Source organism: Microbacterium sp. CFBP9023, assembly GCF_034045055.1.
Taxonomy (GTDB): Bacteria; Actinomycetota; Actinomycetes; order Actinomycetales; family Microbacteriaceae; genus Microbacterium.
In genome coordinates this window covers 567,303-587,795 of the sequence record NZ_JAXCWI010000003.1, presented here as the reverse complement: position 1 = coordinate 587,795, position 20,493 = coordinate 567,303, and the positions used below count along the sequence as shown (strand labels likewise).

General features: G+C 68.0%; 22 protein-coding genes. 13 read left to right on the top strand and 9 right to left on the bottom strand.

Features of this window, described 5'->3' with window-relative positions; genetic code table 11:
- Positions 1-82: 82 nt before the first annotated feature.
- The 5 genes from SOM10_RS17460 to SOM10_RS17440 are packed head-to-tail and all read right to left on the bottom strand — an operon-like array spanning position 83 to position 5,475.
- Positions 83-919: an ATP-binding cassette domain-containing protein gene (locus SOM10_RS17460; protein WP_072590993.1), complete on the bottom strand. Its 837-nt coding sequence runs from the start codon at positions 917-919 to the stop codon at positions 83-85.
- The gene (locus SOM10_RS17455) at positions 916-1,779 is read right to left on the bottom strand and encodes an ABC transporter ATP-binding protein (protein ID WP_053095559.1); all 864 of its coding nucleotides are present in this window, start codon (positions 1,777-1,779) and stop codon (positions 916-918) included. Before SOM10_RS17455 ends, SOM10_RS17460 begins: the two co-directional genes overlap by 4 nt.
- Positions 1,776-2,756 (bottom strand): ABC transporter permease, encoded by a 981-nt coding sequence (locus SOM10_RS17450; protein WP_053095558.1) that lies wholly within the window; start codon positions 2,754-2,756, stop codon positions 1,776-1,778. The genes SOM10_RS17455 and SOM10_RS17450 overlap by 4 nt, the downstream gene beginning before the upstream one ends.
- On the bottom strand, positions 2,749-3,744 hold the full coding sequence (locus SOM10_RS17445; RefSeq protein WP_053095557.1) for an ABC transporter permease: 996 nt from the start codon (positions 3,742-3,744) through the stop codon (positions 2,749-2,751). Before SOM10_RS17445 ends, SOM10_RS17450 begins: the two co-directional genes overlap by 8 nt.
- Positions 3,745-3,783: 39 nt before the next feature.
- Positions 3,784-5,475, bottom strand: a complete 1,692-nt coding sequence (locus SOM10_RS17440) for an ABC transporter substrate-binding protein (protein ID WP_056278036.1) — start codon at positions 5,473-5,475, stop codon at positions 3,784-3,786.
- 243 nt (positions 5,476-5,718) lie between these two features.
- Here SOM10_RS17440 and SOM10_RS17435 point away from each other — a divergent pair, with 243 nt between their 5' ends.
- The 7 genes from SOM10_RS17435 to SOM10_RS17405 are packed head-to-tail and all read left to right on the top strand — an operon-like array spanning position 5,719 to position 13,054.
- Positions 5,719-6,435, top strand: coding sequence for an NUDIX hydrolase (locus tag SOM10_RS17435; protein ID WP_053095555.1), 717 nt, complete (start codon positions 5,719-5,721; stop codon positions 6,433-6,435).
- Positions 6,432-7,769 carry a quinolinate synthase NadA gene (gene nadA, locus SOM10_RS17430; protein ID WP_053095554.1) on the top strand — a complete coding sequence of 446 codons (1,338 nt, stop codon included), beginning with the start codon at positions 6,432-6,434 and terminating at the stop codon, positions 7,767-7,769. The genes SOM10_RS17435 and nadA overlap by 4 nt, the downstream gene beginning before the upstream one ends.
- On the top strand, positions 7,766-9,280 hold the full coding sequence (gene nadB, locus SOM10_RS17425; protein ID WP_320491340.1) for an L-aspartate oxidase: 1,515 nt from the start codon (positions 7,766-7,768) through the stop codon (positions 9,278-9,280). Before nadA ends, nadB begins: the two co-directional genes overlap by 4 nt.
- Entirely contained in the window at positions 9,280-10,131 is an 852-nt protein-coding gene (gene nadC, locus SOM10_RS17420) for a carboxylating nicotinate-nucleotide diphosphorylase (RefSeq protein ID WP_053095552.1), read from the top strand. Before nadB ends, nadC begins: the two co-directional genes overlap by 1 nt.
- A gap of 5 nt (positions 10,132-10,136) precedes the next feature.
- Positions 10,137-11,276 carry a cysteine desulfurase family protein gene (locus SOM10_RS17415; RefSeq protein WP_320491337.1) on the top strand — a complete coding sequence of 380 codons (1,140 nt, stop codon included), beginning with the start codon at positions 10,137-10,139 and terminating at the stop codon, positions 11,274-11,276.
- A 36-nt stretch (positions 11,277-11,312) separates the two neighbouring features.
- Complete coding sequence (locus SOM10_RS17410) at positions 11,313-12,260, top strand: glycosyltransferase family 2 protein (RefSeq protein WP_187249376.1); 948 nt, start codon at positions 11,313-11,315, stop codon at positions 12,258-12,260.
- A 20-nt stretch (positions 12,261-12,280) separates the two neighbouring features.
- Positions 12,281-13,054 carry an SDR family NAD(P)-dependent oxidoreductase gene (locus SOM10_RS17405; RefSeq protein ID WP_320491336.1) on the top strand — a complete coding sequence of 258 codons (774 nt, stop codon included), beginning with the start codon at positions 12,281-12,283 and terminating at the stop codon, positions 13,052-13,054.
- Positions 13,055-13,061: 7 nt separating this feature from the next.
- On the opposite strand, the gene SOM10_RS17400 is transcribed toward SOM10_RS17405, so the two are convergent.
- A complete protein-coding gene (locus SOM10_RS17400) occupies positions 13,062-15,107 on the bottom strand; it encodes an ABC transporter ATP-binding protein (protein ID WP_320491334.1) in 2,046 nt (681 codons plus the stop codon).
- Between the two features lie 171 nt (positions 15,108-15,278).
- Here SOM10_RS17400 and SOM10_RS17395 point away from each other — a divergent pair, with 171 nt between their 5' ends.
- Complete coding sequence (locus tag SOM10_RS17395; RefSeq protein ID WP_053095548.1) at positions 15,279-16,757, top strand: MDR family MFS transporter; 1,479 nt, start codon at positions 15,279-15,281, stop codon at positions 16,755-16,757.
- A 26-nt stretch (positions 16,758-16,783) separates the two neighbouring features.
- On the opposite strand, the gene SOM10_RS17390 is transcribed toward SOM10_RS17395, so the two are convergent.
- A complete protein-coding gene (locus SOM10_RS17390) occupies positions 16,784-16,927 on the bottom strand; it encodes a hypothetical protein (protein WP_164481686.1) in 144 nt (47 codons plus the stop codon).
- 96 nt (positions 16,928-17,023) lie between these two features.
- Between SOM10_RS17390 and SOM10_RS17385 the strand changes: the two genes are divergently transcribed.
- Positions 17,024-17,605, top strand: coding sequence for a 1-acyl-sn-glycerol-3-phosphate acyltransferase (locus SOM10_RS17385; RefSeq protein ID WP_053095547.1), 582 nt, complete (start codon positions 17,024-17,026; stop codon positions 17,603-17,605).
- A gap of 10 nt (positions 17,606-17,615) precedes the next feature.
- On the opposite strand, the gene SOM10_RS17380 is transcribed toward SOM10_RS17385, so the two are convergent.
- A complete protein-coding gene (locus tag SOM10_RS17380; RefSeq protein ID WP_053095546.1) occupies positions 17,616-17,837 on the bottom strand; it encodes a hypothetical protein in 222 nt (73 codons plus the stop codon).
- 69 nt (positions 17,838-17,906) lie between these two features.
- On the opposite strand from SOM10_RS17380, the gene SOM10_RS17375 reads away from it, so the two are divergent.
- Positions 17,907-18,440: a DUF6328 family protein gene (locus SOM10_RS17375; protein ID WP_056278016.1), complete on the top strand. Its 534-nt coding sequence runs from the start codon at positions 17,907-17,909 to the stop codon at positions 18,438-18,440.
- 9 nt (positions 18,441-18,449) lie between these two features.
- Here SOM10_RS17375 and SOM10_RS17370 read toward each other — a convergent pair whose 3' ends face one another.
- On the bottom strand, positions 18,450-19,004 hold the full coding sequence (locus SOM10_RS17370) for a DNA starvation/stationary phase protection protein (RefSeq protein ID WP_320491333.1): 555 nt from the start codon (positions 19,002-19,004) through the stop codon (positions 18,450-18,452).
- A 96-nt stretch (positions 19,005-19,100) separates the two neighbouring features.
- Here SOM10_RS17370 and SOM10_RS17365 point away from each other — a divergent pair, with 96 nt between their 5' ends.
- The 3 genes from SOM10_RS17365 (at position 19,101) to SOM10_RS17355 (ending at position 20,491) form a co-directional block, all read left to right on the top strand.
- On the top strand, positions 19,101-19,610 hold the full coding sequence (locus tag SOM10_RS17365; protein ID WP_372984305.1) for a GNAT family N-acetyltransferase: 510 nt from the start codon (positions 19,101-19,103) through the stop codon (positions 19,608-19,610).
- A gap of 104 nt (positions 19,611-19,714) precedes the next feature.
- Positions 19,715-20,014 (top strand): Fe-S cluster assembly protein HesB, encoded by a 300-nt coding sequence (locus tag SOM10_RS17360; RefSeq protein ID WP_053095543.1) that lies wholly within the window; start codon positions 19,715-19,717, stop codon positions 20,012-20,014.
- A gap of 132 nt (positions 20,015-20,146) precedes the next feature.
- Positions 20,147-20,491, top strand: coding sequence for a LysR family transcriptional regulator (locus SOM10_RS17355; RefSeq protein ID WP_053099048.1), 345 nt, complete (start codon positions 20,147-20,149; stop codon positions 20,489-20,491).
- Positions 20,492-20,493 lie beyond the last annotated feature (2 nt).

Sequence of the window (20,493 nt, the reverse complement as noted above, 5' to 3'; positions counted from 1 at the left end):
TCGGCACAGGCCGCAGAAAGCCGCGCTCCCCCGACGCCCCGAAGGAGGGGCGCCAGGCGAGCGCGGCGTCATCCACTGGAGGTCAGCGACCCGCCAGCTCGGCTCTGACCTCGTCTCGCAGACGCCCGAGGTTCTCGGGCTCGGGCGCGGCGCCCAGCAATGTCCTGGTGTACTCGTGCTGCGGATTGAGGATGACCTCGTCGGCGGGGCCGCGCTCGACGACATCACCCTTGTAGAGCACCATGATCTCGTCGCTGAAGTGACGTGCCGTCGCGAGATCGTGCGTGATGTAGAGCACGCCGAGGTTCTCCTCCCGCTGCAGGTCTGCCAGCAGGTTGAGCACTCCCAGTCGGATCGAGACATCGAGCATCGAGACCGGCTCATCCGCGACGATGAACCGCGCGCCCGGGGCGAGCGCACGAGCGATCGCCACCCGCTGCCGCTGACCACCGGACAGCTCATGCGGGCGACGTTCCGCGAAGCTCTCGCCGGGCGACAGCCGCACGCGCTCGAGCAGCTCGATCGCCCGCGCCCGCACCTGGGAGCCAGACAGCTTGGGGTGGTGGAGCCGGATCGGCCGCTCCAGGTGATGGATGATCGTGTGGAACGGGTTGAGTGACGCGAAGGGGTCCTGGAAGACCATCTGCACCTGGGAGCGGTAGTCCTCCACGGCGCGGCCGCGCATGCCCGAGTCCTTGCCGTCGAGCAGGATCTGCCCGCCCGTCGGCGTCTCGAGCTTCATCAGCATCCGGGCGATCGTCGACTTGCCCGACCCGGATTCGCCGACGAGAGCGACCGTCTTCCCCGCTTCGATGGTGAACGAGACGTCCTTCACCGCGTGCAGGACCGACGTCTTGAGGCCGGATCGCAGCGTGAAGTCCTTCACCAGGTTGCGGGCTTCGAGGGTGGGAGCACTCATCGGACCTCCTCCTGACTGGGCTGGTTGCCGGTGCGGACGAAATCTCCGCGCTCGCCGGTCAGACTCGGGAAGCTCGACAGGAGCTTCTTGGTGTATTCGTGCTGGGGCGTGCGGTAGATCTCCTCCGCGGTGCCCTCCTCGACGATCTGCCCCTGCAGCATCACGGCGATGCGGTCGCTGATCTCGATCAGCATGGGCAGGTCATGCGTGATGAAGATCACCGCGAAGCCCAGCCGCTCACGCAGCCGCATGATCTCGCGGATGATCCCGCGCTGCACGACCACGTCGAGCGCCGTGGTCGGCTCGTCCATGATCATCACCTGAGGGTCCAGCGCGAGCGCCATCGCGATCATCATGCGCTGACGCATGCCACCGGACAGCTCATGGGGGAAGCTCGTCAGTCTCGACGGGTCGACCCCGACCAGGGTCAGCAGCTCTTCGGCCCGCGCCTGCTTGTCCTTCTTGGACATGCCGGGGCGATGGGTCTCGAAGATGTCGAAGATCTGCGCCTTGACGCTGATGACCGGATTGAGCGAGTTCATCGCACCCTGGAACACCATCGAGATCTTGTCCCAGCGGAAGGCCCGCAGCCCATCGCCGTCGAGAGCGACGATGTCGATGTCGTGGCCGTCGCGGTCATGGAACACGATCTCGCCGCTGGTCATGAGCGCAGGAGCCTTGAGCAGCCGATTCATGCCGTAGGCGAGCGTCGTCTTGCCGCAGCCGGACTCACCGGCGAGGCCGAGGATCTCGCCTCGGTTGAGTGTGAGAGAGACGTTGCGGACCGCCTTCACGGGCGGATCCACCTCGTACTCGATCGACACGTCGCGTGCGGTCAGCACGGCATCCGGAGCGCTCATGCGGCGACCCCCTTCGTCTTGGCGGCCTTGCGCACGCGCCGAGCGGCGTCGGGTGCATTGCGGAGCTTGGGGTTGATGACCTCGTCGATCGCGAAGTTGATGAGCGAGAGTCCCGCGCCGAGCATGGCGATCATGATTCCCGGTGGGACGAACCACCACCAGGCGCCTCGTCCGAGCGCCTGACCTGACTGCGCGTCGTTGAGGATCGTCCCCCAGGTGATGGAGGAGTTCGGGCCGAGACCGAGGTACGAGAGACCGGCCTCGCCGAGGATCGCGAAGATGATCGCGAACAGGAACTGCGCGGTGAGCAACGGCAGCAGGTTCGGCATGATCTCGACCAGGATGACGCGGAAGGATCGCTCTCCCGCGACCTTGGACGCGTAGACGTAGTCACGGGTGCGCAGAGATCGGGTCTGCAGCCTGAGCACGTAGGCGGCACCGGCCCAGGACGTGATGCCGAGCACGAACGCGACGAGCTGCCAGCTGCGCTGCGGGACGAAGGAGGAGATGACCATCACCAGCGGCAGGCCGGGGATCACGATCATCACGTTGGTCAGCAGCGCCAGGGTGTCCTCGCGCCATCCGCCGAGGTACCCCGCGAGGACTCCGAAGACAAGCGACAGGATGATGGCGATTCCGCCCGCTACCACGCCCACGAGGAGCGAGCCCTGGGCGCCGATGGCGAGCTGGGCGAACATGTCGTTGCCGAGCTTGGTGGTGCCCAACCAGTGCTCCGGCGAGGGCGGGAGCAGTGCGGGGTTGTCGGTGCTTCGAGGGTCCTGCGAGAAGATCGGCGCGATGATCGCGAACAGCACGATCGCGATCACGATGCTCGCGCCGATGATGAACTTCGTCGATGAGGTGGGAAGGACGCGGCGGCGTCTGCGGCCCCGCTGGGTGGCGAGAGAGATCGTGCTCGCAGGCTGGGTCATGGGCTGATCCTTCGTGATCAGCACTGTGTTCTCGGTGTCAGACATTCTGGCGAGCCCTCGGGTCGATGAAGCCATAGACGAGGTCCATGATGAAGTTGGCGGCGAGCACCGTGATCGTGATGACGAGGAAGAGTCCCTGCATCAGCGCGTAGTCGTTGTTCGTGACCGCCTGGAACATCAGCTTCCCGATGCCCGGGTAGGTGAAGACCTGCTCCATGACGATGGAGCCGGCGACAACGAATCCCAGGGTGATCGAGAAGCCGGCGATCGACGGGATCGCGGCATTGCGGGCGGCGTACGTCGTCATGATGCGACGCGGACGGAGCCCCTTGGCCTCGGCCGTGAGCACGTAGTCCTCGGCCATGGTCTGCACCATCATGTTGCGCATCCCGAACATCCAGCCGCCCACCGACGAGATCACGATCGTCAGTGCGGGCAGGATGGCGTGCGAGAGCGCATCCATGAAGAACGCCCAGGTCGGCTCGGGACCGTCCGGGAAGTCGAACACGTCGTAGCCGCCGAAGATCGGGAACCAGCCGAGCCCGACCGCGAACACCGAGACGAGCAGCAGCGCCATCCAGAAGTACGGGATGGACTGCAGCACGGTGGTCGCCGGGATGAGGTGGTCGACCCACGTTCCGCGCTTCCATCCCGCCCAGGCGCCGAGGACGACGCCGAGGATGAAGGAGATCACGGTCACCGTGCCGACGAGGATGAGCGTCCAGGGCAGCGCCTGCCCGATCAGCTCGCTCACCGGCGCGGGGAACTTGGTGACGGAGATGCCCAGGTCGCCCTGGAACATGCGCCCCCAGTACGCGATGTACTGATCCCAGAGGGACGAGTCATCACCGCCGAGAAGCAGCTTGATGTTGCGGATCGTGGTCTCGGAGACCTCGCCGCCCGCTCGCTGCATCTTGGCGATCATGATGTCCGCCGGGTTCCCCGGCATGAGCCGGGGAAGCAGGAAGTTGAGTGAGATCGCGGCCCATAGCGTGAACGCGTAGAACCCGATTCTTCGTGCATAGAACTTCATGTCACTGACCGTGCTTCCTGCTCCCCCGACTCCATGTGCTTAGTTCGCCGGCTCGAGCTGCGTCAGGACGTAGCCCGCCGCGATCGCACCCCAGGACGGCGGGAAGGCGTAGAGGTCCTCCTCCGTCGGCCATCCCGTGAAGTCCTTCGTGTTGTAGAAGGTCTGCGTCGCGTTGATCACGAGCGGGATGTAGGGCAGATCACGGACGATCTCGGTCTGGATCGTGCCGTACAGCTCCTTCTTCTCTGCCTCGTCGTTCGTGCTGATCGCGGCCTGGACGGCCGTGTCGACGACGGGGTTGCTGTATCGGCTGAAGTTCCAACGCCCCGCGGGCACCTCCGAGCCCACCGCTGCGGTCGAACCGACGGTCGTGCCGCCGAACCAGTCGCGGTAGATCTGGAACGGGTCGGCCACCGAGGTTCCGACCACACCGCCGACGATCAGCTGGAACTCACCGCCCTGACGGGCGTCCGAGAATTCCTGCCACTGCACCGTGGATGCCGTGATCTTGATGCCGGCAGCCTCTGCCTGCTCGGCGATCAGCTTCGCCGCATCGTTGTAGTCGGTCCAGCCGTCGACCGAGATCAGGCTGAGCTCGAGCGGCACGCCGTCCTTCGCGTAGAAGTCGCCGTCCTTCGTGTAGCCGGCGGCCTCGAGGATCTCGCCAGCCTCGTCGGCGTTCGCCTCCTGGGGGCTGATCTCGTTGGCGGAGTCCGCGACCCACTTCTCGTCACGGGGCAGCAGCGCGAAGGTCGGCGAGATGTCGCCGGTCAGACCGACGAACGCCTTGTCCTTGATGGCCGCGCGGTCGATCGCGACGTTGAGCGCCTGTCGAACCGCGACGTCGGTCTGGGGACCCGTGCAGCCGAGCTCGGCGTTCGAGCACGTGTACAGGACAGTCGGGTCCTGCGGCGTGTTGATCCAATCGATCGCTCCGTTGCCCGTGACGTCGTCCGGGTTCGGGATGAACATGCCCGTCCAGTCGAGCTTGCCGGCGGCGAGCAGGTCCTGTGCGGTCTGGTTGTTGTCGACCGCGATGTACTGGACCTTCTTGACTCCGAGCTCGTCGGCGTCGCGGAAGTTCTCGTTCGCGACGAGCGTGTACGACTCGCTCGTCGTCTTGTCGACCACGTAGGCGCCGGAGCCGACCGGCTCTTCGTTGGCGAAGTTCGCGAAGTCGGTGACCTCCGCCCACACGTGCTCGGGGAGGATGTAGGTCGAACCGAGGCGCTGGAACTCGGTCGTGTACTGCGCGGTCGTGTACGTGAGGACGACCGTGGTGTCGTCGGTCGCCTCCGCCGAGACGAGACCGTTGCCCTCAGGGTTGTTGGCCTCGTAGGTGAAGGAGAACGCGACGTCGGCGGCGGTCAGCGGCTCTCCGTCGCTCCACTTGAGATCGGGCTTGATGGCGATCGTGATCACCGTGCCGTCCTCGTTGTATTCGTACGAGTCTCCGATCAGACCGACGGGCTCGGAATCCGCCGTCTTGTTGAAGAAGAACAGCGGCTCGTAGATCGGCCCGAGTGCACCGTGGAGCACGGTCGGGGCGAACGGGTTGTAGTTCGCGGTGATGGGGGTCTGGCTGCCGGCCCAGACACGAAGAGCACGGTCGCCATCGCCACCGCTCCCCTCGTTGCCTCCGCCTGCGCCACAGGCCGTCAGGCCCAGGGCGAGGACGGATGCCCCCGCCACAGCGGTGAGCGCGATCTTGCGCCTTCCGTTACGGATCATTCTGTATTTCCTCTCGGTGCTGCACTGCAGGAGGGATTTCTCCGGGTGGAGTCGAACTCCGGACGGAGTTCGCAACAGATCCCGAAAGGGATTTGTTAGGACAGTAACCTAACAAATCCCTTTCATAGCGACAAGAGTCCAGAACGCTGGTATATAACGTTTCGGCCTCAGGGGCGGTGGCGTCATGAAGATGCACTAACAGTCGAGATGACACTAAGATCGGAGCAGGAGGTTAAGGTACATATGACCCAAAGCAGAGGCATCGACGTCGCCGTGTCGACCGTGATCCTCACCCTTCGACGCACCGAGGACGGCTCGGCGGTGCTCGCGCTGCCACTCGTGCTGCGCACGCGCGAGCCGTTCGCCGGCCAGTGGGCCCTCCCCGGCGGCTGGCTCACCGAGACCGAATCGGCTGTCGACGCCGCAGCCAGGACTCTGGCCGAGACGACGGGACTGACGCCGAGCTATCTCGAGCAGCTCTACGCCTTCGGGGCCGTCGACCGCTCCCCCACCCGCGTCGTGTCGATCGTGTACTGGGCACTGCTCCGCCAGGATGACGTCGACGCGCAGAGCGCGGCGCATCGGGCATCCGGCAAGGCTCCGGAGAACGTGCGCTGGGTCGACCTCGATGAGCTCCCGGCGCTGGCCTTCGATCACACGAAGATCGTCGAGTACGCCCTGTGGCGACTGCGGAACAAGGTCGGCTACAGCCGCGTCGCCCACGGCTTCCTTCCTGCCGAGTTCACCCTGGCGGATCTCCGCGAGGCGTACGAGGCCATTCTCGGCAAGCACCTGGATCCGGCCAACTTCCGCCGCCAGGTCGAATCCGCCGGCAACCTCCTTCCCACCGACCGGTTCCGCACCGGCAACCACCGACCCGCCCGCCTGTACCGCTACAACACCGACGTCGAGCTGGCCGATCACGGCCCCCTCGGCCCCGAGGAGACGAGCACCCGATGAGCATCACCTTCGTTCCCACACCGGTCGTCCAGCCGATCGACGCCTCTGTCGATCACGCGATCCAGTCGATCGTGTCCGGCGCCTCGACCGACGCGACGTGCGCGACCGACCTCGCCGCCGGCCCCTGGGACTTCGACTCCCGCCCCGGATACGGTCCCGGGTCGTCGATGGGCGACGTCATCCCCACCGGCGCTCCGCGGCAGGGAGAGCTCCCCGCCGAGTACCGAGAGGCCGGCGAGGCCGACCTCGACGAGCGCATCCGCATCGCGAAGGCCACCCTCGGTGACCGCGCCGTCGTGCTCGGGCACTTCTACCAGCGCGAAGAGGTCGTGCGGCACGCCGACTACGTGGGCGACTCGTTCCAGCTCGCGACCGCGGCGAAGGAGCGTCCGAACGCCGAGGCGATCGTGTTCTGCGGAGTGCACTTCATGGCCGAGACAGCTGACCTGCTCTCGGGACCCGACCAGGCCGTGATCCTGCCCAATCTGGCGGCCGGATGCTCGATGGCCGATATGGCGGACATCGATCAGGTCGAGGACTGCTGGGAGCAGCTCGCAGACGTGCTGGGCGACCTCGACACACCCGATGCGGGTGGACGAGTGCCGGTGATCCCCGTCACGTATATGAACTCGTCGGCCGCGATCAAGGGCTTCGTGGGGCGCCACGGAGGAATCGTGTGCACCTCCTCGAATGCGCAGACCGTACTCGAGTGGGCATTCGAGCGCGGTCAGCGCGTGCTCTTCTTCCCCGACCAGCACCTCGGCCGCAACACCGCGAAGGCGATGGGCGTACCGCTCGAGCGGATGCCGATGTGGAACCCGCGCCAGGCGCTCGGCGGATCCTCCGCGGCACAGCTCGTCGACTCGCAGGTGATCCTCTGGCACGGGTTCTGCTCGGTGCACCGCCGTTTCACCGTGGATCAGATCGACCAGGCGCGGGCCGAGCACCCCGGGGTCCGGGTGATCGTGCACCCCGAGTGCCCGATGGCCGTCGTGGACGCGGCGGACGAGGCAGGATCGACCGACTACATCCGTCGGGCGATCGCCGCGGCGACCACGCCGACCACCTTCGCGATCGGCACCGAGATCAACCTCGTCCGTCGCCTCGCGGCGCAGTTCCCCCAGCACGAGATCTTCTGCCTGGACCCGGTGGTGTGCCCCTGCTCGACGATGTACCGCATCCACCCCGGGTATCTCGCCTGGGTGCTCGAAGAGCTCGTCGCGGGCCGCACGCCGAATCGGATCACGGTGACGGCGGACGTGGCCGACCCCGCCCGCATCGCCCTCGAACGGATGCTGGCGGCGAAGCCGCCCGTGGCGGCGAGCGCCCGATGAACGTCGTCGTCGTCGGCTCGGGCATCGCCGGACTCACGACGGCCCTGCACGCGCACGAGACCGGCCACTCGGTCACGATCGTGACGAAGGGTGCGCTGGGCGACGGCTGCACAGGGTACGCGCAGGGCGGCGTCGCCGGAATCTACGGCGTCGGCGACTCGGCGGCACAACACGCCGCAGACACCATCGATGCCGGAGCAGGACTCTCGGATCCCGCCGCGGTCGATGTTCTCGTGTACGAGGGCGCGACCAGGATCGCGGAGCTGATCGCCCGAGGCGTCGCGTTCGACCGCTCACCCGACGGGCGGGTGCTGCTCGGGCGGGAGGCCGCGCACCGTCACGCACGCATCGTGCACGCCGGAGGGGATGCCACGGGAGCAGCGATCACCCGGGCGTTGGTGGCCTCGGTCCGCGACGCGGATGTCACCGTCGTGGAGGGCGCCTTCCTGGCCGACGTGATCGCCGAGGACGGCGTCGTGCGCGGCGTGCGTGTCCAGGTCGGCGGGGCGGTCTCGGAGCTCTCCGCCGACGCGGTCGTGCTCGCCACGGGCGGCGCAGGGCACCTGTATGCGCACACCACGAATCCCCTCGGCACCACGGGTGACGGCATCGCCGCCGCCGTGCGGATCGGGGCCGCGGTGGCCGACCTCGAGTTCGTGCAGTTCCATCCGACGATCCTGGCCGAGGGTCCCGCCTTCCTCGTCTCGGAAGCGGTCCGCGGCGAAGGGGCGACGCTGGTGGACGCCGACGGTCGGCGATTCGTCTTCGACAGCCACCCGGACGGCGAGCTCGCCCCGCGCGACGTCGTCGCGCGGGCGATCGCCCGCCAGTCCACCCGACAGAGCTCCCCCGTGCGTCTCGACGCGACCATGATCGGCGGACTCAGGCTCGCGCAGCGGTTCCCGACGATCGATCGCGTGACGCGGGAACGCGGTCTCGACTGGGCCTCCACTCCGATCCCGGTGACACCCGCCGCCCACTATCTGATGGGAGGCGTCGTCACCGACCTCGACGGGCGCACCTCCGTCCCCGGGCTCTTCGCCGTGGGCGAGGTCGCGCGCACCGGTGTGCACGGTGCGAATCGCCTCGCCTCGAACTCGCTGCTCGAAGGCGCGGTCTTCGGAGCCCGCGCGGCGGCCGCGCTCGGCACGCCCCGGCAGCATCCTCCCGTCGGCTCGCAGCGCGGCTCGGCGCCTCGCGCACCTCTGTCCGAGGAGTCGGAATCCACCGGCGAGGCCGCTGTCGGCGACGACTTCGGCCGCGCCGCCCTGCAGCGCCTGATGTGGGACCACGTCGGCCTGCTGCGCTCGGAAGAGGGTCTGCGACACGCCGCAACCATCGTCGGCCGCTGGCTCGCCGCGATTCCCGAGCCGGCCACCGTCCGCGAGCGCGAGGATGCGAACCTCCTCCTGCTCGCCCGCGCGACCGCGTCTGCCGCGCTCGCTCGCACCGATTCCGTCGGTGCGCACTTCCGCGAACCCCTCGCCTCACCTCTCCTGGAGACAGTCTGATGCTCACCGCCGCCCACATCACCCGCGTCGTCAGCGCAGCCCTCGAGGAAGACGCCCCCTGGGGCGACCTGACGAGCGCGACCCTGCTTCCCGCGGATGCCACCGCCACTGCCGACCTCGTCGCGCGCGAAGCGGGCACCTTCAGCGGCGGCGAGGTGTTCGCGGCCGCGTTCCACCTCACCGATCCGGCGATCGCGGTCGACGTGCATGTGGGCGACGGAGACGCCTTCGATGCGGGCGACGTGCTCGCCTCGGTATCCGGCTCGGCCCGCGGCATCCTCACCGCCGAGCGCATCGCTCTGAACTTCACCCAGCGGATGAGCGGTGTCGCGACAGCCACCGCCGCCTACGTGCGCGCGGTCGAGGGGACATCGGCGCGGATCGCCGACACGCGGAAGACGACCCCGGGCATGCGAGCGTTCGAACGGCATGCGGTGCTCTCGGGCGGTGGTCACAACCACCGGTTCTCGCTGTCCGATGCGGTGATGGCCAAGGACAACCATCTCGCGGTGCTGAAGCGCTCGGGCGTCGACCTCGCCTCGGCTCTGCGGGATGCGCTCTCCCGACTGCCTCACACGACGCACGTAGTCGTCGAGGTCGACCGGCTCGATCAGATCCCCGCCGTGCTCGACGGGGGTGCGCACACGGTGCTGCTCGACAACTTCTCTCTCGACGACCTGCGCGCCGGGGTCTCGATGATCGGCGATCGCGCGCAGGTCGAAGCCTCGGGCGGGGTCGCTCTCGACACGGTCGGGGCGATCGCGGCGACCGGGGTCGACGTCATCTCGGTCGGCGCCCTGACGCACTCCGCCCGGGCGCTCGATCTCGGTCTCGACGTGCGGATCGACTGACGGGGATGCTCTATCTCGATCACGCCGCAACGGCTCCGGTGCGACCGGAGGTCGTCGAGGCCATGCGCCCGTTTCTGACCGGGGTCTTCGGCAATCCGTCGAGCCACCACACGTACGGTGAGGCCGCGGCGAGCGCACTCGACGACGCGCGGTCGCGGGTGGCCCGAGTGCTCGGCATGCGCGCGGGCGATGTGATCTTCACATCCGGTGGAACGGAATCGAACAATCTCGCGGTGAAGGGCATCGTGCTGGCAGCCCTCGCACGCGGTCGCCGGCATCTGGTCGTCTCGCCGATCGAGCACGAGTCGATCCTCGAATCCGCCGACCACCTGCGGCGCTTCCACGACGTCGAGGTGACGCCGATCCCCGTCGACGGCCTCGGCAGGATCTCCGTCGCCGCTCTGACGCAGGCCCTGCGCGATGACACCGCACTGGTCGCCCTCGGACACGCCAACAACGAGATCGGCACGGTCCAGGACGTGGCCTCCCTCGCAACAGCCGCGAGGGAGGCAGGCGTCCCGGTGCATGTCGACGCCGTGCAGTCTGCGGGGTGGCTGCCGCTCAGCGCCCTCGGAGCGGATGCCGTCGCCATCGCCGGGCACAAGCTCGGAGCTCCGAAGGGGATCGGAGCGCTCGCCGTGCGAGGGCGCGTCGCGCTCGAGCCGCTCATGCACGGGGGCGGCCAGGAACGAGGACGCCGTTCGGGCACCGAGAACGTCGCGGGCGCGGTGGCCCTCGCGACAGCGCTGGAGCTCGCCGACGCGGAGCGCGAGGAGGCGAGCGCCCGGGTCGCTGAGTCGACGGGGCGCTTCATCGCCGCGGTGCACGCACTCGTGCCGCAGGCGGCCCTCACCGGCGACCCCGTGGCACGGCTGCCCGGCACGGCGAGCTTCACGTTCGCCGGAGTCAGCGGGGAGGCTGTCTTGCTCGAGCTCGAGCGTCGGGGAGTGGTGTCGTCGAGCGGCTCTGCCTGCGCCGCCGGAAGCGACGAGCCCTCGCATGTGCTTCTCGCATGCGGGATCTCCCCCGCGGTCGCGCAGACCTCTGTGCGGTTCACCTTCGGACGCGAGGCGCTCCCGCACGACCTGGCCGAACGGCTCGCCGGGCTGGTCGCCGAATCGGTGCGCGCGGTCACCCACCCCTGAACGACGAGCCCGACCGGCCGGCCATAGACTCGGCTCGTGACCGCCTCCGCCCCGATCGTGACCCTGATCGTCCCCGGCCGCGACATCGGCGCCTTCGCTCCTGCCGCACTCGAGTCGCTGCGCTCGCAGACCGAGACGCGGTGGAACGCGATCCTCATCGACGACGGATCCAGAGACGACACGGCGGAGATCTTCGCCGCGGCCGCCGCATCGGATCCACGGTTCCGGGCGGTGCAGCACGAGGCGTCCCGAGGCCTGGGTGCCGCGCGGAACGTCGGCATCGACCTCGTCGACACTCCCCTGATCGGCTTCCTCGACGCAGACGACGAACTCACGCCCTCGGCCCTCGAACGACTCGTCGGGACGCTCGCCGAGACCGGCAGCGATTTCGTCGCCGGCGCCTACGTGCGGTCGCGCTTCGACGGCGAGCGCTACGTCGCGGGGCGCGTGCAGCCGTGGGTGTCGGCAGCGACGTCGCCCGAACGACTCGCCACCACGATCGCGGAGCACCCTCGAGCGAGCGCGAACATCGTGGCTTGGTCGAAGGTCAGCCGCACCGAGTTCTGGAACGACTTGAGGTTCCCCGAGGGCGTCGCCTACGAGGATCAGGTGGTCGCCCAGCTGATGTACACACGGGCGCGCAGCTTCGATGTCATCCCCGACACCGTGGTGCGCTGGCGCCTGCGCGCGGACGGCACCTCGATCACGCAGGGGCGTGCGAAGCTCCCCGTGCTGCGCGACTATCTCACGGCTCTGCGCGGAGGAATCCGCGTGCTGCACGAGGCGGGGGCACAGGCCGCCGTCACTGCCCGTCTCGAGCTGATCCTGGCCATGGACATTCCGCCGCTGCTCGAGATCGCGCGCACGCACACCGAACCGGACTACTCAGACGAGGTCGACGCGTTCGTCGCCGAGATCGAGGCACTCCCCGAGCACGCCGCCGCCCGCCCCGATCCCGCCCTCACCGCCGCGCTGGCGTGGTGAGACCCGCACTCTGGAGACCGATGAACCAGTACCTCGCCGACCTCTTCTCGCTCGAGGGGCGCACCGCCGTCGTCACCGGTGGCAGCTCGGGCATCGGACGCGGCATCGCGACGGCACTCGCGAGCGCAGGCGCCTCGACCGTGATCGTGGCGCGCGGTGAAGCGCGGATTGCTGAGACCGTGGCGGAGCTCACCCGCGCCGGATGCCGGGCGGCAGGAGTCGCCGGAGACCTCGGCACGCGGGAGGGAATCCGAGCCCTCGCTGAAGCGGCCGTCGAGCCGTTCGGCGAGCCGGACATCCTGGTGAACTCCGCAGGGATCAACATCCGCCCGCCGTTCGCAGAGATCACCGAGGACGACTGGGACGCGACGATGACGGTGAATGCGCTCGCCCCTTTCCTGCTCGGCCAGCGCTATGCCACCGGCATGGCCGAGCGGGGCTACGGGCGGCTGATCCACATCAGCTCCCAGCAGGCGCATCGCGCGTTCGTCGGCAGCGGCGTCTACGGCGCCTCGAAGGGAGCCGTGGAGTCGCTGATGCGCTCGGAGGCCGAGGCATGGGGAGGCACCGGAGTCACGAGCAACAGTCTCGTCCCCGGGTTCGTGCTCACCCCGCTCAACGCCCGGCTGCAGGAGGACCCCGAGCAGATCGCCGCCCTCGCCGCACGGACCATGATCGGACGCAACGGACTGCCGTCGGATTTCGCGGCCGCGGCCGTGTTCCTCGCCGGCGCCGGCTCGAGCTACGTCACCGGGCAGTCGCTGTTCATCGACGGCGGCCTGTCGGTGCACTGAGCACGTCTCACCCCTCGGCCGGGTAGACCCGCTCGTCGGCACGGGACACGTCGAGCAGCGGAACCGGAGCGGTGAGCGCGTCGACCGCATCCGCCCCGGCGGAATCCTCCGGAGCCCGGTCGGCCCGACGGTGAGCGAGGGCGGCGCGCACGCCTCCCGAGACGGCCGTCTCGACGGCCCTCTCCGTATCGAGCACTCGCGAAGCGGCCACCTGCTGTGCGGCGAGCTCGGCATAGAGGCCGCCCCGCGCGAGGAGCTCGGCGTGAGTGCCCGACTCCACGATCAGGCCGGCTTCGACGACATGGATGACGTCGGCACCCATGATCGTCGAGAGTCGATGCGCGATCGTCAGCGTCGTGCGCCCCTTGGCCGCTTCGTCCAACGCCTCCTGCACGACGCGCTCCGACACCGTGTCGAGAGCGGACGTCGCTTCGTCGAGCAGCAGCACGGGCGGATCCTTCAACAGCACTCGGGCGATCGCGATGCGCTGCTTCTCACCGCCCGAGAGACGGTATCCCCGTTCTCCGACCACGGTGTCATAGCCGTTTTCGAACCCGCTGATGATGTGATGGATGTTCGCTGCGGTGCAGGCGGCGATCATCTCCTCGTCCGTCGCGTCGGGTCTGGCGTACAGCAGGTTCTCGCGGATCGTCGCGTGGAACAGGTACGTCTCCTGCGAGACGATGCCGACCTGGTCGATGATCGACTCCTGCGTGAGGGTCTTCACGTCCGCTCCCGCGAACAGCACCGCGCCGCCATGCGCCTCGTACAGTCTCGGCGCCAGATACAGCACCGTCGTCTTGCCCGCACCCGAGGGACCGACGAATGCGACGTGCTGACCGGGCTCGGCCACGAAGGAGACGCCCTGCAGGGTGGGGCGAGCATCGGGTGCCGCGTCCGGATAGCGGAAGACGACGTCGGCGAACTCGATCCGTCCCCGTGGCCCCGGCGCTTCAGCGACCGTGATCGCATCCGGGGCGTCCTGGATCTCGGGCACCAGGTCGAGGTACTCGAAGATGCGCGCGAACAGCGCAGACGACGTCTGGAGGTCGAGCGACACCCGCATGAGGCCCATCAGCGGCTGCAGCAGACGGGCCTGGACGGTCGTGAAGGCGACGACGGTTCCCGCGGTGATCGCGCCGGTGCCACCGGCGATCAGGTAGCCCGAGACGAGGTAGATGACCGCGGGGACGCTCGCCATCAGCACCTGGACGACCGCGAAGAAGCCCTGCCCGCTCATCGCCCGCCGTACCTGCAGCCTCACCTGGTTGCGGTTCTCGGCCTGGTATCGCTGCGATTCGGTGCGCTGTCGGTTGAACGCCTTCGACAGGAGCATCCCCGACACGCTCAGAGTCTCCTGCGTGATGGAGGTGAGCTCGGACAGCGACTCCTGGGTCTCGCCGGCGATGCGCGCACGGACCTGCCCCACGCGTCGCTGCACGATGATGAGGAACGGCATGAGCACGACAGCGATCAGCGTGAGTCGCCAATCGATCAGGATCATCGCGACGAGGGAGGCGATGACCGTCACGACATTGCCGAGGATGCTGGTAACGGTGTTGGTCAGGACGCCCGAGACGCCGCCGACGTCGTTCTGCAGACGCGACTGGATGACGCCGGTCTTCGTCCGGGTGAAGAATCCGAGCTCCATGGCCTGCAGATGCTCGAACAGCCGGACCCGCAGATCGCCCGTGACGCTGTTGCCGACGGTCGAGGTGAGCCAGGTCTGCGCGACGCCGAGGACGGCGGAGAGGAGGAAGAGCCCGACCATCGCCGAGACCAGCCAGATCAGGAGCTGCAGCTGGGGGCCACCGCCGTCGACGGGGAAGAGCGCGTCGTCGAAGATGCGCTGCACGATCAGCGGCGGGATCACGGCGATGGCGGCGCCGATCACAACCAATACGCCGGTCCAGAAGATGCGCCAGCGGTACGGACGGAACAGCGCGATCACCCTGGATCCGAGCCCGCTGATGCGCGGTGCCTCGGCGTTGAGCCGACGCTGTGCGCTCTCGTCCACACCGCGGAATCCCCCGCGTCCACCACCCATGCTCATGTCGCCAGCGTAGTCAGCACGCATGACCCCGGGACGCGCTCAGCGCGGGCGTCCGTCCGCTGAGAGCGGATTCAGAGGGATCCGGAATGAAATGTCCGAACCTGTGGTTACGCTGAGTGGTCCCCGCGCACTCGCGCGATCTCCCCCTCTCTTCAGTGCCTTGGAGGCCGTATGTCTGCCGTCGACACCGGGTCGATCACCACGCCCCCTCCCGCGCGCAGCGGCGAGATCGCCCGCAGCGACATGCGCGTGATCTGGCTCCTGCTCGTCGCCGCGTTCGTCGCGATCCTCAACGAGACCACGATGGGCATCGCGATCCCCCATCTGAACGTCGATCTGGGCATCCCGCCCGAGCTCGGCCAGTGGCTGACGAGCGCATTCATGCTCACCATGGCGGTCGTCATCCCGACGACCGGGTTCATCCTGCAGCGCTTCACGACCCGTCAGGTCTTCATCGCCGCGATGATCTCGTTCTCGCTCGGAACCCTGGTCGCCCTCGTGGCGCCCGGCTTCGAGATCCTCCTCGCCGGCCGCGTCATCCAGGCCGCCGGCACGGGCATCATGATGCCGCTCCTTATGACCACCATCATGAACGTCGTCCCCGCCCAGTCGCGCGGACGCATGATGGGGCGCGTCGGACTCGTCATCTCGCTCGCTCCCGCGATCGGACCGACGCTCGCCGGTGCGGTCCTCGAGACGCTCCACTGGCGTGCGCTGTTCGCGATCATCCTGCCCATCGCGCTCGTCTCGCTGCTCATCGGCGTCAAGTGGATGACCAACCTGGGTGAGACCCGCGTGGTCCCCCTCGATGTCGTCTCCATCCCGCTCGCCGCTCTCGGATTCGGCGGCATCGTCTTCGGTCTCAGCCAGTTCGGCGGGGAAGGCGGATCCGGCGAGACCGCCGGTGTCGTCGCTCTCGTCGTGGGTGCCGTCGCACTCGCGCTGTTCGTGTGGCGCCAGCTGGTGCTGCAGCGGGTCGACGACGCACTGCTCGACCTGCGCGTGTTCCGTTCGGCGAACTTCACATTCTCGGTCGTCATCATGACGATCCTCGCGCTGTCGATGTTCGGGACGCTGACCCTTCTGCCGCAGTACCTGCAGAACGTCGCCGGCCTCAACGCCCTCGAGTCCGGTCTCATCCTGCTTCCCGGTTCGGTGCTGATGGGTCTGCTCGGCCCCATCATGGGTCGGGTGTACGACGCACGCGGCACTCGCCCGCTGCTGATCCCCGGAACGATCCTGGTGTCGGCCGCGCTGTTCTACTACTCGACCGTCGGCGAGCACACCGTGTGGTGGGTCCTCATCATCGTGCAGGCGGCCATGTCGGTCGGACTCGCGATGTCGTTCACGCCGTTGTTCTCCGCGTCGCTCGGGTCGCTGCAGCGTTCGCTGTACTCACACGGCTCCGCTGTGCTGAACACCCTCCAGCAGGTCGGTGGCGCGGCGGGCGTGGCGGTGCTGACGGTGACGTACTCCGCCATCCTGCACGCCGGAGAAGCCGAAGGGCTCCCCACGGCGGTCGCCGGTGCGCCGGGTGCCCGCATGGCATTCCTCATCGCCGCGATCATCTCGCTGGCTGCGGTGGCGCTGAGCCCCTTCGTCCGCAAGCCGGCTGACGACGTCTCCGGCGGAGCGCACGGCGGGCACTGATCGTCCCGCTGCGGCGGCGTCTCCTGCTACTGCGTCTTCGGCGCAGGGAAGTGGCAGACGCCGCCGCTGCAGTACCCGGCGGCGTCGTCATCAAGCAGGTTCGGAGTTCCGGTCAGCGGCTGAAGCACGGTCGGTGCGTCCTGCTCGGCGGAGTCCTGTGTCTTGGCCATCATTCGATCGTACGCCTGTGGCGACGGCATGGCGCGGAAATGCGGCGGCGGCCGGGGGGCGGCTGATCATCAGACGTTCTGCCCTACGGTGGACGAGTGCTCAAACGACTCCTCGCCCGCTTCTTCTGGGCAGTCAGCCGCTGGACCCTCACCGCCGAGGCCACTCCTCAGAGACCCACCATCCTCATCGGTGCGCCGCACACGTCCAACTGGGACTTCGTGCTCATGCTGGCGATCGCGTGGAGACTGGGCATCGAGGTGCACTGGCTCGGCAAGAACAGCCTGTTCCGCGGGTGGCGGGGTCCGATCATGCGTCGTCTCGGCGGCATCGCCGTCGACCGCGCCGACCCGGCGCGGGTCGTCAACGACGTCGTGGAGCAGGTCCATTCCGGCGGCGTCTTCGGCCTCGTGATCACGCCCGACGGCACTCGCGGGGGCAACGAGTACTGGAAGTCCGGCTTCTATCGGATCGCACGAGAGACCGGGATGCCGGTGACTCTCGGTTTCGTCGACCGCAGCACGATGACCACCGGACTCGGCCCCACGATCGAGCTGACGGGGGACGTCGCCGCTGACATGGACAGGATCCGGGCGTTCTACGCAGACAAGGCCGGTCTCCGTCCCGAACGCCGCACCGTGCCGCGGCTGCGCGAGGAGCACGCGAACGGCGACAGCTGACAACGCCGTCTCAGGCCGAGTCCTCCTGCTCGATCTCCGACCGGGCCTCGGAACGGGCGTACTCCAGATCGTCGTCGGACAGCGTCTCGGCCATGCCGACCACAGCCCCGGTGATCGTCCTGATCTCATCCCGCGTTCGCTCGCCGAGGTGCGGCGCGGTATCTCCGAGCACCTCGACTCGCGCCTCGAGCGACAGCCCGGGCCACCACTCGCGGATCGGTGGAAGCGTCATCCCCTGCTCCTCGAGTGCATCTGCGCAAGAGTCTGGACAGACTCCGAGCGGTGCCGCAAAACTGACTGCATGGAACCCGACCACCGATCTGCACCGTCGAGCGAGCTCGACGACCGACGAGACGGACGCGACGAGACTCGGAACGAGCGCGCCGACCGCAACTGGGAGGAGCTCCTGCAGGAGCTGCGAGTGATGCAGACCGGTACGCAGATCCTCACCGGATTCCTGCTGGCCGTCGCCTTCACTCCCCGCTTCGAGGACATGGACGAGGTCCAGAGGGATCTGTACGTGGTGCTAGTGGCACTCGCCGCGCTGGCGACGATCCTGGCGCTCGCGCCGGTGGGCATGCACCGGGCGCTGTTCGGTCGCCGCCGCAAACCCGAACTCGTCCGGGTGGCCGCTCGGATCGTGAAGATCGACCTCGTGGCGATCTCCGCACTGACGATCGGTGTGACCACCCTCATCATCGACTTCACCGTCGATCGCGCCGCCGGGCTCATCGCGCTCGTCTCCTCACTGGTCGCCGTCCTCCTCCTCTGGCTCGTCCTCCCGCGCCTGGTCCGGCGAGAGGCCGAACGTACGCGGGAGGACGAACGAGAGTGAGACGTCAGCTCAGCTGGTCGCGGGAGTGCGGTTCTCGGCACTCACCATCCACGCGAACTGCTCCAGGCTCTCGAGCACCGCGTGCAGGATGTCGGCCGACGTGGGGTCTTCCTCGTCGACGGCATCGTGCACGTCGCGGATCGTCCCGATCGTCGCCTCGAGGCGCGCGGTGATGAGGTCGATCGTGTCGGTCGTCGAGACCTCGCCCATCGGGAACGCGGGAAGAGAGGTCGATTCCGCGATCGTGTCCGTGCGTCCGTCGGGCACCGCGTGCAGTGCCCGCATCCGCTCGGCGACCGTGTCGCTGAACGTGCGCGCGGCGTGGATGATCTCGTCGAGCTGACGGTGGGTGTCCCGGAAGTTGCGTCCGACGACGTTCCAGTGTGCCTGCTTGCCCTGTAGTGAGAGCTCGATCAGGTCGACCAGCACGAGCTGCAGGTTCGCGGCGAGGGTGGGCGACGCCGTGAATCCCTTCTCGGCGTTCTGCCTTCTCGTCGTCTTCGCTCCGCGCTTGGATGCGGTGCCGGTCTTGGACGCGCTCTTGGACGTGCTCTTCTCAGCCATGAGTCCTCCTGGGGTTGGAAACTGCGAGATTAGCTCCGCTCGCGGCCCGTATCGAGGGGGTTGACAGTCCCCCCGGTCTCATCAGATCGTGGCGCAGTGACGAAATCAGAGAGAGCACAGACCGAGATCGACGACCACGCATCGGATGTGGTGATCGGCCCGACCTCGGAGTCGGATGCGGGTGAGGTGCTCACCCTGCAACGCGCGGCGTTCGTGTCGGAGGCGCAGATCTACGGCAGCGCCGATATGCCCCCGCTGACCCAGACGCTCCCCGAAGTGGAGGCCGAGCTGCGTTCCAGCAGCGGCCTCGCGGCGCGGAAGGACGGACGGCTGGTCGGGGTCATCCGGTTCGTCGAGGACGACGGCGTGCTACTGATCGGCAGGATCGCGATCGCGCCCGACATGCAGGGAGAGGGCATCGGGCGCACGCTGCTCGACGCGGCCGAACGCGCGTCGAGCGCGGATGTGGCCGAGCTCTTCACCGGCAGTCTGAGCGAGGCCAACATCCGCCTGTACGAGTCATGCGGATACGAGGAGGCCGAGCGCGTGCCGCAGGGCGACGGAACCGAGCAGGTGTTCCTGAGAAAACCTCTGCATCAGGTGTGAGACCCCTCTGAACGGGCGCGTCGGGTTGAATCGTCCCGCCGAGTGCGGAATCGTGGCCCGTCACGCCGCACCCGCGTCGTGACCGCAACCGGAAGGAGAGTCTTGTGCTCACCCTCACCGATAACGCCACCGCAATCGTGAACACCCTCGTCAGCCGTCAGACCGACGCTGACGACGCCGGGCTTCGCATCCACTCCACGCCCGCCCCTGGACCGGATGGGGGTGCGCGCCTCGCCGTCCTCGTGACGCCGGACCCGGAACCCGACGACCAGGTCGTCGAGGTGTCGGGCACCCGACTCTTCCTCGATGAGACCGCCGCAGCCGCGCTCGATGACAAGGTGCTCGACGCCGGCGTCGATGACGAGGGATCCGTGTCCTTCGCCGTGCTTCCGCAGGTCTCCTGAGGAGATCCGCCACCGGATGCCGCGGCTCATCGAGCCGCGGCATCCGTGCGTCTGGGACTGCCGCGCATCCGCCTCGCGTAGGTTAGACGGAGACCCGTGATCGTCGCGGATCCAGAAGGACCGTTCCCCCGCATGAAGCTGGCATTGCTCCGTCGCTACGTCGTCCTCGCTGAGACGCTGCACTTCCCCCGAGCCGCCTCCCAGCTGGGCATTCCCCTGGCCTCCCTGTACACCTCTCTCGACAAGCTCGAGGACGAGGTCGGACACACGTTGATCAATCGCGAGGGGACGCCGCGACTCACGAACGTGGGAGAGCTGTTCCTCGCCGAAGCGCAGGCGACCGTGGCCGCCGCTCCCCCGCCCGCGCCGAAGACGGCGGGCCCGGCGGGCGGCAAGGCCAAGGCGTCCAAGGGCAAAGGTCGCGCGCCCATCGTGAAGGGTCAGCCGAAGCCCTACAAGAAGCGTCAGGGTCGCTGAGC